This window comes from Anabaena sp. TISTR 8404, assembly GCF_056847745.1.
Window position 1 is genome coordinate 3,851,954 of the sequence record NZ_CP180578.1, and the last position, 21,438, is coordinate 3,873,391.

A 21,438-nucleotide genomic window follows, 5' to 3' on the forward strand; every position below is an offset into this window, starting at 1 on the left:
CTCTTTATATACTTTTGTTGTTAGACGAATTTTTCTTTAGTAATGCCGCTGATTTTACTGATACCAAATAAAGACTAGACTGATGTTAATAGCGCTTATATATAATTTCATTGCAATACATCTACCAAAAAATGTCTTTGTTTTTTATTGGGTATAGATATCGTTGGCCATTATTACTTTTAAGTTTTTGGATGATCACAGTATTTTGTTTAAGTGATCAACCTGCTAACAGCAAATATACAGCTAAAATCAAATCTGAAAATATTCAAACACAATTGGTTGCAAGTCATATAAATCACTCAACAATAATAGAAAACGTCCGTAAAACAGTATTAGAAAATGGTCTGACTGTTTTAACCAAAGAAGTACATACTGCACCAGTGGTGAGTGTGCAAATGTGGTACAAAGTCGGTTCACGCCAAGAAGCACCAGGAGTGAACGGTATTGCACATCAACTGGAACATATGATGTTCAAAGGCACAAAAAAACGTCCAATTCAATTTGGCAAGTTGTTTAGTGCTTTAGGTAGCGACTCAAACGCTTTTACTAGTTACGACCAAACTGCTTATTATGGCATTGTAGAACGCGAGAAACTTAAAGCACTGCTGGTGTTAGAAGCAGATAGAATGCAAAATGCTCTCATTGATCCTGAGCAACTAGCAAGTGAAAAACGGGTAGTAATTTCGGAATTACAAGGCTATGAAAATAGTCCTGAATATCGCCTCAACCGTGCTGTAATGCAAGCAGTATTTCCGAATCATGCTTACGGCTTACCTGTTGGTGGTAGCACAGCAGATGTAGAAAAGTTTCAAGTCGAGCAAGTACGGGAATATTATCGCAAATTCTATACTCCTGAGAATGCCGTATTAGTAATTGTCGGAGATTTCCAAGCGACTAAAACTCTAGAGACAGTCAAAGAGATATTTGGCAAATTACCAAAGAGTCAAGAGTCAATAGGCAATAGTCAAAACTCCCAACTCTCAACTCCCCACTCCCCACTCCCCACTCCCATAATCTTACGAGAACAGGGAGGTGCAGCGATGCTGCAAGTAGTTTATCCACTACCTGATTTAAATCACCCGGATATCCCTGCTTTGGAAGTGATGGATTACATTTTGACTGAAGGAAGGAATTCGCGGCTTTATCAGGCTTTGGTAGAATCTGGTTTAGCTAGTGAAGTTACAGCCTCCGTCGCCAGCTTGCGGGATGCTGGTTGGTATGAGTTGTTAGTCACAGCAGATGATGAGCAAGATTTGAAGAAGATTGAGAAAGTATTAAATCGAGCGATCGCTAATTTAGCGCAAAAAGGTGCAAAGCCAGAAGAAATCTCTAGAGCTAAAATGCAGGTAGAAGCTGGGGTGATTTTAGGTAATCGTGATATCACTTCTCAAGCAATGCAATTAGGTAACGATGAAACAACTGCTGGTGATTATCGCTTTACAGAACGCTATTTAGCCGCCATCAGTCAAGTAACAGCAGCAGATATTGTTAATGTAGTCAACAAATATCTCAAACCAGAAGCGCGTGTACTCGGTTTGTTCCAGCCAACAGATCAAAACCTAAGCGAAACTGGTACAAAATTACACTTAAACCAAACTACAGAAAATTTATCTGTTGGTACACCTGTAGCAGCATCAGAGGTGGATAAGTATCTGCCACAGATAGATGAAACAAACGATGTTGTCAAGCAAGTCTCCCACGGTGAAAGCCAGAACTCTTCTACGCCAGCGCTACCAGAACAATTCACCTTAGCTAACGGTTTGCAAGTCTTACTATTACCTGATAAAAGCACTCCCACTGTTACCTTAAGCGGCCACATCAAAGCCGGAACAGAATTTGATTTAGAAAATCAAGCGGGACTAGCATCTCTGGTGGCTGATAACTTAATGAGTGGTACGAAAAGTAAAAATGCCTTAACTCTGGCTAAAGCCTTGGAAGAAAGAGGTGCATCTCTGGATTTTACAGCGTATCGTGAAGGTGTCAGGATTGAGGGTGATAGTTTAGCAGCAGACTTACCCATCGTAATTCAGACTTTAGGGGATGCTGTAAAAAACAGCACATTTCCTAAAAAAGAATGGGAATTAAATCGCCAGCAAGCTTTAACTGACTTGAAACAAGAACTGGATGATCCCGCAGAAGTAGCCAAAAGAACTTTTGTACAATCACTTTACCCGAAACAACATCCTTTACATACTTTTCCCACTCAAAAAAGTCTGCAACGAATTAAGCGTGAGGATGTCATCGCTTTTAAGGCAAAACATTATCGTCCAGATACAACAGTACTTGTTATAGTCGGAGATTTTGACCCAACCCAAGTGAGATCGCTACTACAACAAGAATTAGGAGACTGGCAAGTTAGTGGTCAAGCACCGCAGCTACAATATCCGACAGTGAAACTACCAGATAACGTTATCAGTGTAAACCCTGTGATTGCAGGTAAAGCTCAAGCCATTACTTTTATGGGTTACACAGGCATTACCCGTCAAGACCCGCGATATTATGCAGCGTTAGTCTTAAATCAAATTGTGGGAGGCGATACTTTATCTAGTTATTTAGGAACAGAAGTGCGCGATCGCCAAGGGTTAACTTATGGTATATATAGCTACTTACAAGCCCAAAAGAATGCCGGGACATTTTGGATTGAGATGCAAACTAGTCCTGAAGATAGTACCAAAGCGATCGCCAGTACCCGCAAACTCTTACAAGAAATTCATCAGCAAGGTGTAACGGCAAATGATGTGCAATCAGCAAAAAACACTCTAATTAGTAACTATAGAGTTTCCCTCGCCGACCCAGAAGAATTAGCACATACCATACTGATGAATCAGATACATGGAATGGACATCAAAGAATTACATTCCTTTGCTGAGAAAATCAAGCAAGTTACCCTTGTCCAAGTAAATCAAGCCGCGCGTGAGTTACTCCACCCAGATAAAATTGTGGTTGTGACAGCTGGGCCAGCTGTTGTAGCCGATAAAAATAATGATTAATGACGAATGTTAAGTGTCATTCGTCATCTGTCATTTGTTGTTAGCGAGGACAAAGGAGTAATGCAAAAATCCTTAGTAAAAGCCTTCAGACTTCATACTTTATACTTCATACTTCAATTGTCTTTTATACTAAGTCTGAGTTTGATAATTTCTATTCCATCAGCAATGGCAGAAAATGGTGCTGGTAATTTGCTCAAGCAACCAGCAACAGAAATTACAGTTAATTTAGGTAATTCTACTAACGAACTCAAATTTGAACCAAATCATCTAGAGTTAATTGCGGGTAAACGCTATCTACTCCGACTCAGAAATCCCAGCCAATTAAAGCACTATTTTACCGCCAAAGATTTTGCTGATGGCATCTGGACACAAAAAGTAGAAGCAGGCAAAGTAGAAATTAAAGGAGCGATTCACGAACTAGAACTGAAGCCTGGTGCGGAAGCTGAATGGGTTTTTGTCCCCCTAAAAGCTGGACGATATAGCTTACGCTGTCCCATACCAGGACATACTGAAGGTGGAATGACAGGAGAAATTATCGTCAGTAATTCGTAATTACCTTTTGGCAGATCAGTTATCGTTTGCCTGTTAGATGAGGACATAAGCTAATTATCAAAAACAGGCAGCAAGAGACTTTCAAGTCTGTTCCCTGCTATAACTTAAATATAGATATAGTTTCTCAATTATCCTAGAAAAAGCACGGACTCCGTAGCGACAAAGCGTCAGTAATTATTATTAGCACATGAACATTTTCAGCAACTTGCTTTCTCAACCAGCTAAGACCGCGCCTCCAAAAAAACAACGCCGGGGAATCGAAATCAAATCGCCGCGTGAAATTGAAATTATGCGGCAATCGGCGAAAATTGTCGCAACGGTACTAAAAGAAATTTCTGAGTTGGTCAAGCCAGGTATGACAACAGCCGACTTGGATGCTTACGCGGAAAAACGTATCCGCGAAATGGACGCAATACCCAGTTTCAAAGGATATCACGGTTTTACTGGTTCTATCTGCGCCAGTATTAACAATGAAGTCGTGCATGGTATCCCAAGTCCCAAGAAAGTCATTCGTGCTGGAGATGTATTAAAAGTAGATACAGGTGCTTATTACCAAGGTTTTCACGGCGATTCTTGCATTACAATTGCTGTCGGGGAAGTTACTCCAGAAGCCGCTAGACTGATTCGCGTAGCGGAAGAAGCTTTATATAAAGGCATAGAACAAGTTAAAGCGGGTGCATATCTGCTTGACTTGGCTGGAGCGATTGAAGACCATGTAAAAGCTAATGGTTATAGTGTGGTAGAAGAATTCACCGGACATGGTGTTGGTCGTAACTTGCACGAAGAACCCTCAGTATTTAACTTCCGTACACGCGATATGCCAAATGTAAAATTGCGTGCGGGAATGACTTTGGCAATTGAACCAATTTTAAATGCAGGTTCCAAACACACGCGCACATTAGCTGACCGTTGGACAGCAGTAACGGTAGATAATTCTTTATCGGCTCAGTTTGAGCATACAGTTTTGGTGACAGAAACTGGTTATGAAATTTTGACCGATCGCACTAAAGTTTAGCAGGTGATAGGTGACAGGTGACAGATTTAAAAGTCTTTTGCTGTCGTTGATATTTCCTAATGCCCTAATTATTGCTATAAGTTATAGCGATCGCAATTCATCCCAACAGCGCACTTGATAAATTAACGTTGGGATGGATTTTATGCTGTTTAAGTTCAATATCTGGAAAATTCATCCCAGAGAGACTTAGCAGTGAAGGCAGAAATTAGTTCAATCGAAAAGTAGGTAAGACTCTAGCGTTTGCGAAAATGACTACTATCCAGTGCCAAAATCTAGCGAATCAACAGCGATCGCCTCAAACTATTCTGCCAAACTTAGGCTTAGTTTGTATTACAGTTTCTCAACAAGTCCGCTTTAAAATAATCACACGCACACGCTACTTGAAACTCTCCCTTGCGGAACGGGAAAAAACCTTACGACAACTTTATCAGCATAATTTGCAGCGGCTGCATGATGCGTTGACTTTTTGCGAACAGAATCAAATTCGCCTTTATCGAATGACTTCTAATTTATTTCCCATGAACGACTTAGAAGACCAAATTGGCGAAAATATCTTAGAAGAAATGAGCGCTGATTTAAGCAAAATCGGTCAACGCGCCGCAGCACTGGGGATAAGAATGGTGCTACATCCAGATCAATTTGTAGTGCTAAGTTCTGATTCGCCGGAAATTGTACAAACAAGTATCAAAATCTTAGCAAGACACGCGCGGGATTTAGATTTACTCGGTTTACCTCGTTCGCCTTGGTCGTTGATGAACATTCATGGCGGGAAATCACAACGCGCCGAACAGTTAGTAAAAGTCATTTCTCAACTACCAGAAGCTATCAAAAATCGTTTAACTTTAGAAAACGACGAATACGCCTATAGCAGCAGTGAAATTTTAGCAGTCTGTCAAGAAGCCGAAATTCCGCTGGTATTTGATGCTCATCACCATATTTGCCACGAAAATTTAGATAGCTACAATGATCCGAGTGTAGCTACTATGTTTGAGGCAGCACGAACAACTTGGAAAAATCCAGAGTGGCAATTAGTTCATATTTCCAACGGTGAAACAGCCTTTAAAGATAGAAAACACAGTGATTTAATCACCGATATGCCTGATATTTATCATCAAGCACCGTGGATAGAAGTCGAAGCCAAACGCAAAGAAGAAGCGATCGCCTATTTGCGTAGTTGGTGGCTTATGGGACAATGATTTTTTGTTGAGAAAATTTTGTGCCTTCGCGTGAAATAATTAAGAGACTATGGCGATCGCAATCGATTTTGGTACTAGCAACACAGTCATTGCCCGTTGGAATCCCGTCACCCAGCAGGCCGAAACTCTGAGTTTATCTGGTTTATCAATTCAACAAAGTCTCAATCCCCCACTAATTCCCAGCTTGGTGTATGTTGAAGAAGCAGCACAAGGTAAAGTTTTAGTAGGGCAACAAGTACGCGATCGTGGTCTAGATCTCAAAGGCGAAACCCGATTTTTTCGCAGTTTCAAACGCGGTATCGGTGCAGAAATTCAAGGCTTTCTACCTGAATTAGACGGAGAAATCGTCACCTTTGAACAAGTAGGACAATGGTTTCTCTCTCAAGTTATTGAACAACTAGCACCCTTAGAAGGTGGGTTAGATTCTTTAGTATTAACCGTCCCGGTAGATAGTTTTGAAGCCTATCGCCACTGGTTAGGAAAAGTCTGCCAAAGCCTTCCTGTTGAACAGGTGCGGATGTTAGATGAACCCACAGCAGCAGCCTTGGGTTATGGCTTGACTGATCAAGAAAATCTCTTGGTGATTGATTTTGGCGGCGGTACTTTAGATTTATCTCTAGTAAGCTTGGATAAAGGCGCACAAGGAAACACTAAACCCGTCGGATTTTTGCTCAAGTGGGGTAATAAATCTTTAGCCGAAAATTCCAAGCAAAAAGTCAAAACGGCGCGTGTTTTGGCGAAAGCAGGGCAAAATTTAGGCGGAACAGATATTGACAATTGGTTAGTTGATTACTTTGCCAAAACTCAAGGACTGACGGTGAGTCCGTTGACAACAAGATTGGCAGAAAAAGTCAAAATTCAGCTATCAACTCAAAACCAAGCAAGTGAAGTTTATTTTAATGATGAAACATTTGAAAGTTACGAATTAAATTTAGACCGCGATAACTTAGAGAATATCCTCAAAGAACACACATTTTTTGAGCGATTAGATGAGTCAATGACAAATCTGTTGCAGCAAGCACGTCGCCAGGGAATAGAATTAGCAGATATTAATGCAGTATTGTTAGTAGGTGGAACTGCACAACTACCAGCAGTGCAGACATGGGTAAAACAGTATTTTGAGCCAGAAAAAATTCGGTGTGAACGGCCTTTTGAAGCGATCGCCCAAGGTGCATTACAGCTATCTCAAGGCGTGGAAATTAAAGATTTTCTATATCACAGTTACGGGATTCGTTACTGGGATCGCCGCAACCAGCGTCACAGTTGGCATCCCATTATTAAATCCGGGCAAGCTTACCCGATGAATCAACCTGTAGAATTATTCTTAGGCGCATCTGTAGAGAATCAACCCAGTATTGAATTAATTGTCGGAGAATTAGGCGCAGACACAGGTAATACCGAAGTTTATTTTGATGGCGATCGCTTAATTACTCGTCGCCTAGATAGCGGTGAAACTACTGTCAAACCTCTGAATGATAGCGCAGGTGCAAGAACTATTGCTCAACTTACCCCACCAGGATATCCGGGGAGCGATCGGGTAAAAATCCTCTTCCAAGTTGATGACCAACGCTTTTTGCGAATCTCTGTTGAGGATTTGTTGACGAATGATACTTTGTTAGAGAATCAACTCGTCGCACAGTTGAGTTAAACAGTGTTAGCAGGTGGAATCACCAGCAGAAATATCGTCGTTTTGTCTCATTTCGCGTTCAAGAATTTCCTTGATAAACTCAGGAATTTCTTTTTCCAGACTTATAGCTTGTTGCTTCAATCTTTCATAAATCTCAATATCCTCTCCTTGCCACATTAGATCTATCCTCCTAATCTCTCGCATTGCGATGTGTATGTATTTTTCTGGATATGCCCAGTAACATGACAAACAAATAGATTTGTCTTTAATGCTAGTCCAATTTTCACAATGCTCACATGACCAAGACTTAGCTCGATTAGCAGAACCACAAAGCAACATAAAACTTTCTGGCGCTAGTTCTGGCTCTCCATCAACTTCAAACGGAACACGATGGTCAATTTGCAAATCGCGCTCGTCAACTTTTTCTAAGTAAATGAAGCATTTACAACCATATCTCTTGATTAACTCATCTTTGATCTGTTTTGATAAGCCTGTCCTACCAGATAAACGAGAAAACCTTACCTTACTAACATCTCCAAATCTGTAGGCAGCTATTTTTCTTCCATCACTTCCTGTTACACGGAAGGTTTCTAGAGGAATTCCATGTTCTCGAACATCTCTAGCTGCTCTTGGAGGATGATTGTAGCCATACCTTTCCTTCAGTTCTTCCGTTGTAATAAAACCATATTGCAAAATATGATCAATAACAGCTTTTGGTCTTTTAGCGGTTACTGACTGACAAAGTTTTATGAAATCATCGGGCAACTGCTGAGAACTTTCCATGATTTTCCAAAAGAGTAAGTTGTTTTGGTACTTTGCTAATATAGCTCTCTAGCTCTGTAGATTTTTCAAGTAGTAAATTTGGCGACAAATATAAAGACTCTATTGTTATTTCCTCTCGCCCCAGTAGCGTTGCTTGTGATGATCTACCTACTTCGATTTCAATCTTCTTGAGTCCTAATTCTTTAGGTAATGGAATACCAAAAGTTTTATTACCTCGCTTGCCATCATAGCTAATGGCAAACACTACTCCACGTTGATTTAATTGTTCAATAGCTAGAACAAAATCATCAAAATTAATTCCTGAGAAATATCTTGAATCCCTATCCCCGCACACACCCTGATAGGGAGGATCAAGATAGACAAAATCACTAATTTGCACTTTGGCTAAAACTTCTCTATAGTCTAGGTATGTAAATTTACATTTACCCTTTAAGAAAGCGGAAACTCCTTCTATATTTTTCCTCATCTTATCAGGCTGAGTTCCTTTTCTTCTCTTATCAGGACTTTGATTAAATAAACCTTCAGAGTTATAACGAACAGCCCCTTTTACACATCGAGCTAACAAATATAAAAAAAGCTTTGGATCATTTGTCTTATTAAACTTTTGCCTAACTTCAAAGTAATGGCTGACAGAGTTACTATTTTGAGCATTCCAAATATCTGCATACGCATTTATGATTTCCTCTGGTTTTTCTATAATTAGCTCTAACAGTTCAACAAGGGGTTTATTTAAATCATTAAGCCAAAAGTTTTGAGAAATATTCTTAAAGGCAACAGCTATACTAACTGCTGCTGTTCCTGCAAAAGGTTCTACAAATCTTTCCACTTTACTAGGCAGAAAACTGAGAATATCTGATGCAAGTTTTCTCTTACTGCCCTGATACTGAATCGGATGTGGTAAGTTGACCATTTTAACAATAAGAATAAAAAATAATATTAATTCAGTTTAACATAATGAGTAAAGTAATTTATTAAGAGAAAATACTAGGTATGAAATCAAAAAAATTGTTTCTTTATATGCGATCGCCTAACTCACCTTTTTATTCTCATTTATGTTTCTCAATCAATTGTTGAAATCTTACTAAAGTTTTTCGATGTTGCTCGCCTGCTACCCAAGTAAAATCATCGTGTCCTGCACCATCTACCCATAACGACATCTTAGGATCAGCAGCCGCTTCATATAGTTTATATCCGTGTTTGATAGGAATAGTTTGATCAGCTTGACCGTGCATAACTAAAATTGGGCAATTAATCTGCTGAAGTTTATTTAAATTGGCAAACTTATCAAAAGGAAGTAGCGGAAAAGGCACAACAACTCGAAATGCAGATATAAACTTACTCTCCAAAATCAAGCCTGCAACAGGATGGCGAGTGGCTAATTCAACTGCTGAGCCTCCACCGACAGAGCGTCCATACACAATAATTTTATGAGGTGGTACTTTAAGTTGCTGAGTTAGGTAGGTATATGCTGTCTCAGCGTCTTGGTAAGCGTTCAATTCCCCTGGTTTGCCATCACTTGTGCCATAACCGCGATAGTCATAAGCAAAAATGCTAAACCCCCATTTATGTATACGTTCTAAAAGAGGCTGAATATCACCTATATCTTCAGCATTCCCGTGAATATAGAGAATTGTGTACTCTGCATTAGGATTAGGTAAATACACAGCAGAAATTTTTTGGCTGTCAGTAACAGGCAGTTTCAGAATACTAGGGTTGTCTTGATAAGTAGCAGGCTGAGGCAAAAAAATCATGCTATCTGCTCTAAAAAAGACGTAAAGCGCGAAAAAGCCGTAAATAAATAACAATGAGCGCACCAGTCGTTGCCAACTGAGTTCACCAATGAGCAGCTTTTTAAGTTGCGATCGCGACATAAATGTATGGCAACTTGATTAAGTAATAATCAATTTTTCCCAAAACTGCTAGTAATACTAACGATTTATCTTTTTCGCTGAGGAGACTCCACACGTAACTAACGCAGATTTAATAATTTCTAGGATTAAACTCCAACTTTGAATTCTAGGGTTAGGCTTTGAAAATAAACCATAAAAGATTTCCTCAACAGCGATCGCGCTCAGAAATATAGATGAACATCTTTGCACCCATACAACCACACTGGAGTTAGGTTGGGGTCGTGCTAGTTCGCTAATAATAGACACAAAAAAGTAAAGGACAAGCAAAAAGCCCATCCTCAACTGAGCAAAATAAACTTATATCGTTTCTTTGTGAAGCTGCACAGAATTATATCTTTTTAACGCAAAGGCACACAAAGGTTGGCGCAGAGTGACGCAGAGTTTTTCTGTTCCCAAATCATTAAGTGCATCTTCATATTAATTTGGTATTACCGTTTTACTACTACTAAAGTACCTGGCTTTGTCCAGTTGTAAAGCTTACGCGCCTGCTTAACTGGCAAATTCACACAACCGTGGCTGACTGGAGTACCAAAACGGTTATGCCAATAAGCACCATGAATCGCATAGCCTTGATAGAAATACATTGCATAAGGAACATCAGGAATGTCGTACCCTCTACCCCGCATTCTATTGGTGCGATACTTCGACTGAATATGAAATCTACCGATTGGTGTGGGAGTGGCTCTTTTCCCCGTAGAAACACGAAACGAATATACTAGCTTTTTACCTTCCCATGCCTGTAAGCGTTGTTGGGATAAATCAATTTCAATTCGGCGAGGTTGGGAAACTTGCCGACTGTCAGATATTTTGACGCTGTTGTTATTGAGTGACGCGGCTGTTGCTATTACAGAATTAGGGTCAGCCGTTGTTGGTAGCGCTGAGGAGAAAAAAGTTGCTAACAACAGCGCTATACCTGTACAAAAATTTCCTGAACGACGAATTCCAACATTACTAGTCTGGGTTTGCATTATGCATCACCTTCTAACAACGCAAAAAATATGTTGTAGTTTTCACAAACATTCCTAGGTGTTTATGGAAAATCTACGCGGATTATCCGCCAACATCACCAATACTAGTATCATGGGAGACTAATACAGCAGCTACGTACCAAGGTTGGATCTTGTAACTAGGTCTGAGGAAATAAGAATTTCAGGGATTTCATCACTTGCACCTCTAAATTCTCTACCTTTATGCCTAGTGTTGATTTTTCCTCTTGCTACCGAAGTTCTCTCTTTTGAAACTATAGTTTTGGTGTTGACGATGATTTATTTCACTGTTGTAACTTGAGCAAGTGCAAAGTTCTTGAGATTAAAATTTGCACTTGTAATTGTCTCGAAGATTTACGCAGAATGATGTGGACTGACTAGAATAATCTACTTTTCTATTCATTACTTCAAGTTAAATAGTTACGATTCCGGAGTCTGACTACAGTAATGTCTTGATTTGCTGTTATTTCTCTTTTACTAATTTTTTGGTACAGTACGGCAAGATTTATTCTTGATTGCTCCTTGCCGTCTTACTTCTTCTGCTTGTTTATTGATGAATGACCACAGGTGTCCCTAAAGATGCCCAATTGAATAGCCATTTAGCATGGTTAGGTGCAACATTGATGCAGCCATGACTTACTGGAGTGCCAAATTTTTTATGCCAGTAGGCTCCGTGAATTCCGTAGTTCCCTTGGTAAAACATTGTATAAGGAACGTCAGGAACATCATAGTCTCTGCCTCGCATTCGTGTTGATTTATGCTTAGATTGAATTTTAAAGCTACCAATGCGAGTCGGAGTAGACTTTTTGCCTGTAGAAATAGTAACGGCGTAAACTGGTTTTTTCCCTTCCCATGCTATTAGCCGTTGTGTTGAGAGATTCACTTGAATCCAACGTTGCTCTGATTTTTGTAGCGTTTGGATTGTTTGTTTAATTATCTCTTCTTTGGAACTAGCTTTTACTGCATTTGTGGCAGCACCAATCACACTCAAACATATTGCTGCACCTATAACCAATTTTTTGAAGTGGCGCACTTGGTGAAAATCAATCAGACTTTTCATTATGTATGCACTCTAACGATGGAGTCTAGGGAATTGTTTCCTTTTTACTTTGTAGCCTAAAAATTCAGTAGTTGTGTATTTTGCTACGCTAAATGCTGAATTAAGTTACTTGCGTGTTGGGCGATCGCTTGCCAATTTTCCGCCTCAACCAGTTTTTTCGGAAACAATTCACTACTCAAGCCAACAGCTACAGCCCCAGCTTGGATAAATTCTGAGGCATTTTCTAGTGTTACGCCACCTGTTGGAATTAAAGGAATATGCCCTAGTGGCCCTTGTAAACTTTTGATATAACTGGCTCCTCCCACGCCTTGCACAGGAAATACTTTCACACAACTAGCACCTTGATGCCAAGCAGTCACGATTTCTGTAGGAGTTAACGCCCCTGGTATGATTGGCACATCTTTTGCCACCGCTGCTGCAATCATTGCTACATCAATGTGGGGCGAAAAGAGAAATTGCGCCCCAGAGGCGATCGCATCTTGTAACTGCTGCACGTTGAATAGTGTACCTGTACCAATCAGACAATCAGGTAATTTCATTCGTAATTTAGCGATCAATTCTGCCGCGCGATCGCTATTCCAGGTAATCTCTATTAGCTGCATTCCTCCAGATGCTACCGCCATTGCCATCTGTTCTCCTAATTCTATTTTTGACGCACGGATAACAGCGATCGCTCTGTTTTTTCGCAACTGTGATAACCAAACTTGATTAGACATTCTCGCTCTTACTTGAAACAAGGCATGAAAATCTTCATTACCAGCGTGACACATTCTTAAAAAGAAACGGGGCAGGGTGCAGGGAGCAAGGGAGAAATGCGCTTTGCCTTTTAAGAGTTTTCTGGAAACTTGCTTGTTGTCTCAAGCTATGCGATATTTGATATACATCACTAAATCTATCGAATTACCGTATTTAATTTTAGAATTAGCCTCAAGGAGTAATCGAAATGACAATTGCGCCACAGAACACAGCAGTACCCTTAACTATTAGCTTGGACAATTCTCAAAGCATCAATCAAGTTCTGTGGCAGCCTGTACGACTGGGTACAGCATTTTTCCGACGATTATGGTGGCACACTAAAGGCTATGGAATAATTTTCAGTATCATGTTTTTGACATTGATGAGCTTAATTTTCCTCAGTATTCATTGGTCTTACCGCAAGCTGCTGATAGTTACAACGCCGCAAGATGAATTGGATTTGGAGAATAGTAAGTGAATCAGCCAACAAAACTGCGGGTCATGTCTTACTTAGCACCTAATTGGTTTTGGTTTTACGAAGCAATTGTGGCTTATTTAGGTCGTGTTTTGAAAGTCGAAACCCAACTGCAAGCCAGTAAATATGACCCACTGAAAGACCCAACACTATTAACAGAACAACTAGACCTAGCATTTATTTGTGGATTACCTCTAGTCAGATATAGTCAAGTAGTTGCAAATCAGTTACAACCTGTAGTGGCTCCAGTTATGGAAGCACCACGTTATCAAAACCGTCCGATTTACTTTACGGATGTGATTGTCAATGCCAGCAGTAATCTGTTTAGTTTTGCAGACTTGGCTGGGAAAACCCTGTGTTACAACGACCCTGGCTCTAACAGTGGCTATAACCTGTTGCGACATAGATTATTACAAGGCAGACATCCGAAAGACTTTTTTGCCCAGACAGTACAATCAGGTTTTCATCAGCGTTCAATACATTGGGTAATTGAAGGACTGGCAGATTGTGCAGGTATTGATAGTGTAGTGTTGGAGCAAGAACTACAAGATTTCCCTGATTTATCTAAGCATCTGCGAGTAGTAGAAGTTATCGGCCCGTGTCCGATGCCGCCTTTAGTAACTGCACAACATTTAGATAAATCACTGATTCAGCAGATTCAAGCGGCGCTACTTCAACCAGATGCCGAACTACAAGCCGCAATGAAAAAAATTGGTGTGAAGCGTTTTGCTGCTGTAGATATGTCAGAGTATAAGGCGATCGCTACAATCTACAATACTGCGATTCAAGCTGGATATGAGGTGATTGGTTCAGTGAGCGATCGCTAGTTATAGATTAAATCAAATATTTAAATCGCGCAGAGCCAAACGAATTTGCTCCAAACGCCTGCGGTTGACACCGAGATCTGATTGTCCTACACGAGATGCCGATCGCACATGTATGACTGACTCATTGGGAGGAAAATAAAACTCCACATCATCAATAAATTTGAATATCCGGCTTCGAGAAAGAGCATGAATGTAATTATCTGTCTCTTCTATCACCTCTGTTCGAGGAACAACCGTGAGAACTTTAAGTAAGGTTTTTCGCGCCGTATCCTGGTCTACATGATAAGTAATCGGGTCAATGGCATGGTCGGCATCAGCATCTTGACTGACAACACAGTTTGGTGAACTCGGACAAGAAGTTAGATGACCATGATTAACTCCTAAACTAGAAGAGTCAGCCCAAGTAGCAGCAGGCAGGACGACACTACTAGTCAGGGTGATAAATATCACAAAAACTATTCTCAACAAGTGTTGCTGTGCAACTGCTGTTAGTAAACTAATCATGATCAATCTACTCCTCAAGATTGAAATAGCACTAGATTATTTTCCGTCATTGAGGATGTTTGCTGCGAGTATTCTTCAGAACTTATGCAGATAGATTATCTGTTGATAATGGGTGTAGATAGGTAAGAGTATAGAGGTGTAAGGGTTTTGAACACCTCACCTACACCCTTACACCCTTACCCCCAATCTCAAAGACAAATCTTTGTATGTAAGTCCTGTTTGTTTTTCACTACGCCAAATAGCATCTCGATATACTTGCTCAAATAAGACTCGTTGAGCATGGCTACCACCTATCCTATGCAATAGTGGCAATACGATTTTTAATTCAGATTTAGCGATTGAATAGTCACCTTTGGCATGAGCAACCATACCTCTAGCAGTTGGAATTGCTACTTCTAACCAGTTCTGACGCAAATATGGATTAACGCTGTGAGCATGTTTTTGCATACTCAGATACATCTCGTTTACCCAGTCAAATCTTCTAGCTCTGGCTAGGGCATAGATATAGTGCAAATCTTGAAAGGCTAAAGCGTGTTCATCAATACGTGGAAAAAGATAAGTACTTAATTCTTGCCAACGACTACCGACATCAACACCGCGTAACTCTAGCCTAAGCAACAATGCGATCGCTCCTACTTCATCTTTAGGAGACTCTTTTCTCGCCCGACCCCACACATGAGTATCATACAGAGCTAATACCTTTTGCATATCACCTCGCTCTAGATAATAAAGCGCCACATGCCACCAATTATGTGTGTAGAGCATAGAGTTGCAGTTTTCCCAGGTATCAGCGAGGCTTTCCATCCAAGCTATGCCTTCATCTATTCTGCCTTGCGTTTCCATAACGTGGGCAACTGCATGATGCGCCCAAGGGTCACGACGATTCATAGCTGTTGCTTTTCGACCCATTGCTTCTGCTTTTTCTAGTTCATGGCATTGTTCTAAACCAAAAGCCACCATCCCGTATAGATAATGATTTTCTGGATTGGCTGGTAGAACTTGTTGGGCAATTTTGAGCAATCTTTCTTTGTTGCCTAAATAAAAGTAGTGATATTGTCCCTGCTGTACAGAAATTAGGTCACGCGGATAATTTGCGGCTATTTTTTCATGTAATGTGATCGCTTGATCAATTGCCCCCATTGCCCAAGCTGCGATCGCTTGGATATATAATCGTTCTCTTTGTGTTATCCCGACTAAATGGCACTGAGCCGCTTGCAGTAATGGTTTAACTTGCTTCCAAGCCTGAGCATTTTCTTGAGTCAGATAATAGGCTGCTGCATAGGCATAGACTATTGCACAGCCTGGATCTGCTTTCACACCTTCTTTAATCACAGCTTCAGTATCTTTGCCATAACTGAGGGATTGTTCCATAAATTGGTTGATGGCTGCGATCGCTGCTGGTGAGTCTGTTGTCACTTCAAGTCCTTGCGCATCTTTTAGCATTGTTGATTCCTGGCTTTAGTATGAGCAACGGGGGTCAAACGTTTATCAACTCGGCAAATTTTGAGTTTAAGATTTAAATACCATTAACTCGATAGACTTACCGTATTTAATTCCTGAGTATGTCACAACTGATGTCAAAATCGCAAGACCATGCTCAAAACTGCTGAGAAAAATGTCATGAAAAAAGTTGAAACCTTGGTGAAGTTTGGGTATAGGGTGTCAGTACACAAAACCCTTCAAACCAATCTCAATAACTAATCTTGATAAGTAAGTCCGATATCTAAAGTTTTTTCAGCTACGTCTTCCTACAGAGAGATTAATCTATCTAGCACCATGCACCATTAGTCAGATGGAAGAGGAGTTAGAAATTTTTATGCTGAGTTTAGCAAATGACAAGTTTATCAAATAGGTGGAATAGTTATCGGTCTTGGCTCACAAAGTGATGCTGAACTGAGAACTTGACAACACTGACTAATAAATAATTCTTATGCCAGATGCAACCATAACCAACCTCGTCGATGTGGTGCGTAAATCTGCATATCCACTGACAGGTGCAGCCCAAGACTACGACCCATTGATGAACTTAATTGGCGATGCCCGTTTTGTTCTGATTGGTGAAGCTTCTCACGGAACCCATGAGTTTTATGAACAACGGGCTGAGATTACTACAAGACTGATTCAAGAGAAAAATTTTACAGCAGTAGCCGTAGAAGCAGACTGGCCGGATGCTTACCGTGTAAATCGTTATGTGCAGAGTGCGAGTGATGACCAAACGCCAGAGGCTGCATTGGCAGGATTTCAACGCTTTCCGGCTTGGATGTGGCGGAATACTGATGTTTTAAACTTTGTTTACTGCCTACGTGAATATAATGATAATTTACCACAAGATAGTATCAAAGTGGGCTTCTATGGGCTAGATCTCTACAGTATGTATAGCTCTATAGAAGCAGTGATTGAATACCTTGAGCGCGTTGACCCAGAAGCAGCTAATCGCGCTCGTCATCGTTACTCATGCTTAGAGCATTTTGGCGAGGATACTCAAACTTATGGCTATGCTACGAGTTTTGGACTAGCACAACCTTGTGAGGAAGAAGTAATCAATCAGTTGCGGGAACTGCAAAGTCGGACAAACGAGTATTTTCAAAAAGATGGTCGCCTAGCGATGGATGAATATTTCTATGCCGAACAGAACGCACGACTAGTAAAAAATGCCGAGATGTATTACCGCTCGATGTTTCAAGAACGAGTTTCATCTTGGAATCTACGCGATCGCCACATGGTAGAAACCTTAGACGAACTAGTTGCTCATTTTGATCACCAAGGACAAAAAAGCAAAGTTGTTGTTTGGGAACACAATTCCCATTTAGGAGATGCTAGAGCAACTGAAATGAAAAGAGTAGGAGAACTAAATGTTGGTCAATTAGTGCGCGAACGTTATGGAAATGATGCTGTACTAATTGGATTTAGTACATACACAGGTACAGTTACCGCTGCTTCTCATTGGGGAGGAAGTGCCGAACTCAAGCAAGTTCGCTCGGCCTTACCCGAAAGTTACGAAGCCGTATTTCATCAGACTGAAATACCACAGTTTTTACTAATTCTCAGAGGTGATAATTCTGCCATTGAGGTTCTCAGAAAACCACGCTTAGAAAGGGCAATTGGTGTAATTTACCGCCCAGAAACGGAGCGCAGTAGCCATTATTTTGATGCTTGTCTTCCTGACCAATTTGATGCAGTTATCCACATTGATGATACCAAGGGAGTTCAACCCCTAGACCGTACAGCTTATTGGCAAATGAATGAACCACCAGAAACTTTTCCCACCGCGCTGTAAAAGTATGAAGTGTGAAGTATGAAGTATGAAGTATGAAGTGTGTAGACACCCTTTGGGTGGCTTCCCGCAGGGTAATTTCATCCTTTAGTCTTCTGTCTTCTGACTATGGACTATTGACTATTGACAAATGACTCATGACTAAATACTTACTCAATTTATGAGACAAAACCTTGAGCATTTAAGAATAGGAAAGCGTTTAGCACGAAATTGGTGGACACTCGCATTGCGGGGAATACTTGCCATCATATTTGGTTTAGCCGCGCTATTGTGGCCAGGAATTACCTTAACAGCATTAGTATTTTTCTTTGCTGCCTTTGCGCTGGGGGGCGGTATATTATTAGCGATCGCTGGATTTAAAGATCATCTAACCAATATCCACGGATGGTTGTTGGTAATTGAAGGAGCAATTGGAGTTGCAGTCGGAGTGATGGCATTTATTTGGCCGGCTATCACTGCATTAGTATTGCTTTATCTGATAGCCGCTTGGGCAATTATCACTGGCATTTTTGAGATTATTGCAGCCAGTAGTCTGCGCCAGGAAGTTGAAAATGAATGGTTGTTAATCGCAGCTGGTATTGCATCCCTTATTTTTGGCATTTTGCTAATTATCTGGCCTGTGGCTGGAGCATTAGCAATTTTATGGATAATTGCTGCTTATGCCATTGTCTTTGGGGTTCTCATGTTGCTTTTAGCTTTGAGGCTACGCAAGTGGGGTGAACAACACAGACTGCTTTAAATAATAAGAATTACACAGAAAAATAGTTGTTTGAGGCTGAGTGTAAGAGGTTAAGGGTGTAGGTTTACACTACGTGTTGAAACTCATGATTTGCATTTAATAGCGTTAGTTTCGTAGGGTGGCGTTATGGACGATAGTCCTAACGCACCGCAAATATCTAGCGGTGTCGTACTCTCACCGAATACACACCCTACAAAACTTGAACTCTACTGGTTTAATCCTTGAATTTAACAGCGCCAGTTCTCAAAAAGTTAAGGAGCCACATTCGTAACTACCAATACAGGTTTATTACGATATTTTGCTTCTAGCTGCTTCCGCACATTTAAATCCCAAGTTAGGTCATAGTCTCGCTCTAAGTCAGCAATGACTAGGGGACGCAAGACACCGGAGACAGTTATTTCTTCTCCCCGCTTCACTTTTACTTGTGGCTGTGTATGCAAGACGAGTAAATCTTCTCCACCCAGCAACTTATCTTCATCTAGGGTGTATGCAACCGGACTATTAATATTTTCGACTTCGCCTGTGACTGTTAACCTTTTACCATAGTAGGCGCTGGGGTTGGTAGTAAGTTCACCTGGGTTAGGAGATAAAGCTAATGACTTTGCAACAATCACAGGTTGATTTTCGTAATCTCTGTAATACTCTGACTGTAAATCTAATTTATAATCTTGATTAATTTGGGCTAAATCAAATCTGCGAACTTGCCCTGTGATTTGAATGGGAATGTTATTTGTGCTAGGTAATGTAAAAGGCTGACCTGTGGCATTAATAACCAGAAAATTTTGACTATCAAATAATTCTTTATCATTAACTGTAAAGCTTGTAGGGCCAATTAATCTAATTGGTTGAGTTTTAATGGTGACAGTTTTACCGATGAGTTCATCTGTTTTGTCTGTGGTTTCTTCTACTTCGGTTTCTACTACCTCTCGACTAACTTGGTTGCGTTGTTGCTGCTGCGTGGCTGGAGTTATCGCCTGTGGTTCGTTGTAACCGCACGCAGGAAGTACTATTGCCATTAATGCTATGGCGATCGCACCTTTAGTCTGCCAAAGCTTTTGCATCCAACTACTATAAAAAATGCTTCTATAATTCACCATCAAATATCTCCATTTATTACAAGAAAAATTCTTAACCACAAATTATTTGGTTTATACCCAACTGATTAAGTTCAGTTTCAAAATAAAATAACAACACTAATTCATTTATATTATTAGGTTATATTTTGCCAATTACTTTTTCTTCTATCCTTTGAACAATTTTTCTCCTCTAACTAGAGAAGGATTTTGTAGGAAGGTAACAGAGAATCAAGAAAAACTTTGGCAGTTGTACTGATTTTTGTAAAACTGAATACATCTTTACTATTTTTTTCTATTTTCCATCTTGACAAGTGATTTGGGAATCAAACAGATTGCTATGTGTGAGGTTAACTTGAGTTTGCACGCAACCCTATAGCAATAGTCAAGACAATTAGGACATCAGCAAATGATAAAACGTAGACAGAAAAAGATTTTTAACCCTGTCACTTGTCTCTTGCTATATCTTTGGGAAGATGCAGGGACAAATTAGTCAAGATAAATTTTAATCATTTACTGTTTCACACTCAGCAAGCTCCGCAAGAAAATTCTTGGGAGCTTTATTAATAATATTGATAATAATTCAGAAGTCAGAGTAGCCACTGTACAGAATTTAATTATGACTTCTGAATTCTGCTTTGATAAAATATATAAAAAAGTAGGGTGAACCGAATCACCCTACTATTAGTCATCTGCTAGAAACTTATTAAATAGCTTTAGGCTGTTGACCTTTAGAACAGCGGTCAAACCATTCTTGATATTTTTGCTTGCGTGCTTCATCTTCACATAAAATAGATACTCGCACTCGTTGGCATCCATGATTTTTTTCGAGCGCGATCGCATTTAAAAGTAAACTGGCTATTTTAGGTGAGCTAAATTCTCCACTTACACTTAAATCACTAGCAAAATTGCTCACTGCTGCACCATCAGTTTCCGTAAATGCAATCTCAGAAATTTCATCTAATGCTAAATCAATTTCTGCAAGTTGCTTGCGTTGTGGACTAACTTGTTCCACAATTAATTTCTCCCGCCGGATAGGAATTTGTACCATCCGGGTTTCAATTTCCTTACGAACAATTACTTCGCCAATTTTATGTTTGTTAGTATCAACTATTAGCTGTTCTTCTAGTAAACGAACAATAGTGTCTTCCGAAAATTCTTCTAAATTAGCTGTGTCCATAGTACTACTCTCTATTTCAGCCTGGGATATTTGTTCAGTAGAATCCTCAGATAAAACTTGATATCCAATTATTTGATTTTTTAAATCTTCTGGTATGTATTCAATTGTTGCTGTATCTATGTTTAAAAAAATAGTTTTAGTAATAGTATCTATTCTTTGAATTTTTTGGCTCCACAACAAAGCTAGTCTTTCTTTAAATACTGGTTGTTCTTTCGCTTGGATTTGATGTACTTGTTGGGATATAACTAAATTTAATCGACGCTGATTATCTAAAATTAAATCTCTTACTTTACCAACCAGTTGACCTTGGTTATCTATGACATCAAAACCTGCAACCTTGTTTTTTAAAGTTGCTAACAAGTTATAAAGCCTAGGTTTTTGATGGATTTGTTCAATATTATTTAGCATTGCTTGGCTATTTATAAATATAATTTGATAACTACTAGTACAGGTAAAGCTGCTGAACAAGCCTCACCTGTACTATATCTAATGAGCAATTAGTTATTTACTAA

Annotated in this window: 19 protein-coding genes; 9 read left to right on the forward strand and 10 right to left on the reverse strand. The window is 39.9% G+C overall.

Annotated elements, in window-relative coordinates:
* Positions 1-131: 131 nt before the first annotated feature.
* The 5 genes from ACMX3D_RS16575 to ACMX3D_RS16595 all read left to right on the forward strand — a co-directional run bounded on the left by ACMX3D_RS16575 (position 132) and on the right by ACMX3D_RS16595 (position 7,401).
* Positions 132-2,990 carry a M16 family metallopeptidase gene (locus ACMX3D_RS16575; RefSeq protein WP_482746985.1) on the forward strand — a complete coding sequence of 953 codons (2,859 nt, stop codon included), beginning with the start codon at positions 132-134 and terminating at the stop codon, positions 2,988-2,990.
* A 165-nt stretch (positions 2,991-3,155) separates the two neighbouring features.
* Positions 3,156-3,542 (forward strand): cupredoxin domain-containing protein, encoded by a 387-nt coding sequence (locus ACMX3D_RS16580; protein WP_482752358.1) that lies wholly within the window; start codon positions 3,156-3,158, stop codon positions 3,540-3,542.
* Positions 3,543-3,729: 187 nt separating this feature from the next.
* Entirely contained in the window at positions 3,730-4,557 is an 828-nt protein-coding gene (gene map, locus ACMX3D_RS16585) for a type I methionyl aminopeptidase (RefSeq protein ID WP_482746986.1), read from the forward strand.
* Positions 4,558-4,805: 248 nt separating this feature from the next.
* Positions 4,806-5,753, forward strand: a complete 948-nt coding sequence (uvsE, locus tag ACMX3D_RS16590) for a UV DNA damage repair endonuclease UvsE (protein ID WP_482746987.1) — start codon at positions 4,806-4,808, stop codon at positions 5,751-5,753.
* A gap of 49 nt (positions 5,754-5,802) precedes the next feature.
* The gene (locus ACMX3D_RS16595) at positions 5,803-7,401 is read left to right on the forward strand and encodes an Hsp70 family protein (RefSeq protein WP_482746988.1); all 1,599 of its coding nucleotides are present in this window, start codon (positions 5,803-5,805) and stop codon (positions 7,399-7,401) included.
* A gap of 6 nt (positions 7,402-7,407) precedes the next feature.
* On the opposite strand, the gene ACMX3D_RS16600 is transcribed toward ACMX3D_RS16595, so the two are convergent.
* From ACMX3D_RS16600 to ACMX3D_RS16625, 6 genes are all read right to left on the reverse strand, one after another.
* A complete protein-coding gene (locus ACMX3D_RS16600) occupies positions 7,408-8,163 on the reverse strand; it encodes an HNH endonuclease (protein WP_482746989.1) in 756 nt (251 codons plus the stop codon).
* Entirely contained in the window at positions 8,135-9,073 is a 939-nt protein-coding gene (locus ACMX3D_RS16605; protein ID WP_482746990.1) for a DNA adenine methylase, read from the reverse strand. The genes ACMX3D_RS16600 and ACMX3D_RS16605 overlap by 29 nt, the downstream gene beginning before the upstream one ends.
* 136 nt (positions 9,074-9,209) lie before the next feature.
* Positions 9,210-10,034 carry an alpha/beta hydrolase gene (locus ACMX3D_RS16610; protein WP_482746991.1) on the reverse strand — a complete coding sequence of 275 codons (825 nt, stop codon included), beginning with the start codon at positions 10,032-10,034 and terminating at the stop codon, positions 9,210-9,212.
* Positions 10,035-10,501: 467 nt separating this feature from the next.
* Positions 10,502-11,041, reverse strand: coding sequence for a L,D-transpeptidase (locus ACMX3D_RS16615; RefSeq protein WP_482746992.1), 540 nt, complete (start codon positions 11,039-11,041; stop codon positions 10,502-10,504).
* A gap of 565 nt (positions 11,042-11,606) precedes the next feature.
* Positions 11,607-12,119 carry a L,D-transpeptidase gene (locus ACMX3D_RS16620; RefSeq protein ID WP_482746993.1) on the reverse strand — a complete coding sequence of 171 codons (513 nt, stop codon included), beginning with the start codon at positions 12,117-12,119 and terminating at the stop codon, positions 11,607-11,609.
* Between the two features lie 83 nt (positions 12,120-12,202).
* Positions 12,203-12,835: a bifunctional 4-hydroxy-2-oxoglutarate aldolase/2-dehydro-3-deoxy-phosphogluconate aldolase gene (locus ACMX3D_RS16625; protein ID WP_482746994.1), complete on the reverse strand. Its 633-nt coding sequence runs from the start codon at positions 12,833-12,835 to the stop codon at positions 12,203-12,205.
* A gap of 227 nt (positions 12,836-13,062) precedes the next feature.
* Here ACMX3D_RS16625 and ACMX3D_RS16630 point away from each other — a divergent pair, with 227 nt between their 5' ends.
* Positions 13,063-13,332, forward strand: coding sequence for a hypothetical protein (locus ACMX3D_RS16630; RefSeq protein WP_482746995.1), 270 nt, complete (start codon positions 13,063-13,065; stop codon positions 13,330-13,332).
* Positions 13,333-13,355: 23 nt separating this feature from the next.
* The gene (locus ACMX3D_RS16635; RefSeq protein ID WP_482752359.1) at positions 13,356-14,156 is read left to right on the forward strand and encodes a phosphate/phosphite/phosphonate ABC transporter substrate-binding protein; all 801 of its coding nucleotides are present in this window, start codon (positions 13,356-13,358) and stop codon (positions 14,154-14,156) included.
* A gap of 12 nt (positions 14,157-14,168) precedes the next feature.
* Here ACMX3D_RS16635 and ACMX3D_RS16640 read toward each other — a convergent pair whose 3' ends face one another.
* Both ACMX3D_RS16640 and ACMX3D_RS16645 read right to left on the reverse strand, forming a co-directional pair.
* Positions 14,169-14,660 (reverse strand): DUF1499 domain-containing protein, encoded by a 492-nt coding sequence (locus ACMX3D_RS16640; RefSeq protein ID WP_482746996.1) that lies wholly within the window; start codon positions 14,658-14,660, stop codon positions 14,169-14,171.
* A gap of 168 nt (positions 14,661-14,828) precedes the next feature.
* Positions 14,829-16,103: a tetratricopeptide repeat protein gene (locus ACMX3D_RS16645; RefSeq protein WP_482746997.1), complete on the reverse strand. Its 1,275-nt coding sequence runs from the start codon at positions 16,101-16,103 to the stop codon at positions 14,829-14,831.
* Between the two features lie 487 nt (positions 16,104-16,590).
* Here ACMX3D_RS16645 and ACMX3D_RS16650 point away from each other — a divergent pair, with 487 nt between their 5' ends.
* Together ACMX3D_RS16650 and ACMX3D_RS16655 are read left to right on the forward strand one after the other, a co-directional pair.
* Entirely contained in the window at positions 16,591-17,937 is a 1,347-nt protein-coding gene (locus ACMX3D_RS16650) for an erythromycin esterase family protein (RefSeq protein ID WP_482746998.1), read from the forward strand.
* Between the two features lie 157 nt (positions 17,938-18,094).
* Complete coding sequence (locus tag ACMX3D_RS16655; RefSeq protein WP_482746999.1) at positions 18,095-18,673, forward strand: HdeD family acid-resistance protein; 579 nt, start codon at positions 18,095-18,097, stop codon at positions 18,671-18,673.
* 251 nt (positions 18,674-18,924) lie between these two features.
* Here the strand turns inward: ACMX3D_RS16655 and ACMX3D_RS16660 are convergent, their stop codons facing one another.
* Together ACMX3D_RS16660 and ACMX3D_RS16665 are read right to left on the reverse strand one after the other, a co-directional pair.
* On the reverse strand, positions 18,925-19,770 hold the full coding sequence (locus ACMX3D_RS16660) for a hypothetical protein (RefSeq protein ID WP_482747000.1): 846 nt from the start codon (positions 19,768-19,770) through the stop codon (positions 18,925-18,927).
* A 682-nt stretch (positions 19,771-20,452) separates the two neighbouring features.
* Entirely contained in the window at positions 20,453-21,334 is an 882-nt protein-coding gene (locus ACMX3D_RS16665; RefSeq protein ID WP_482747001.1) for a YsnF/AvaK domain-containing protein, read from the reverse strand.
* Positions 21,335-21,438 lie beyond the last annotated feature (104 nt).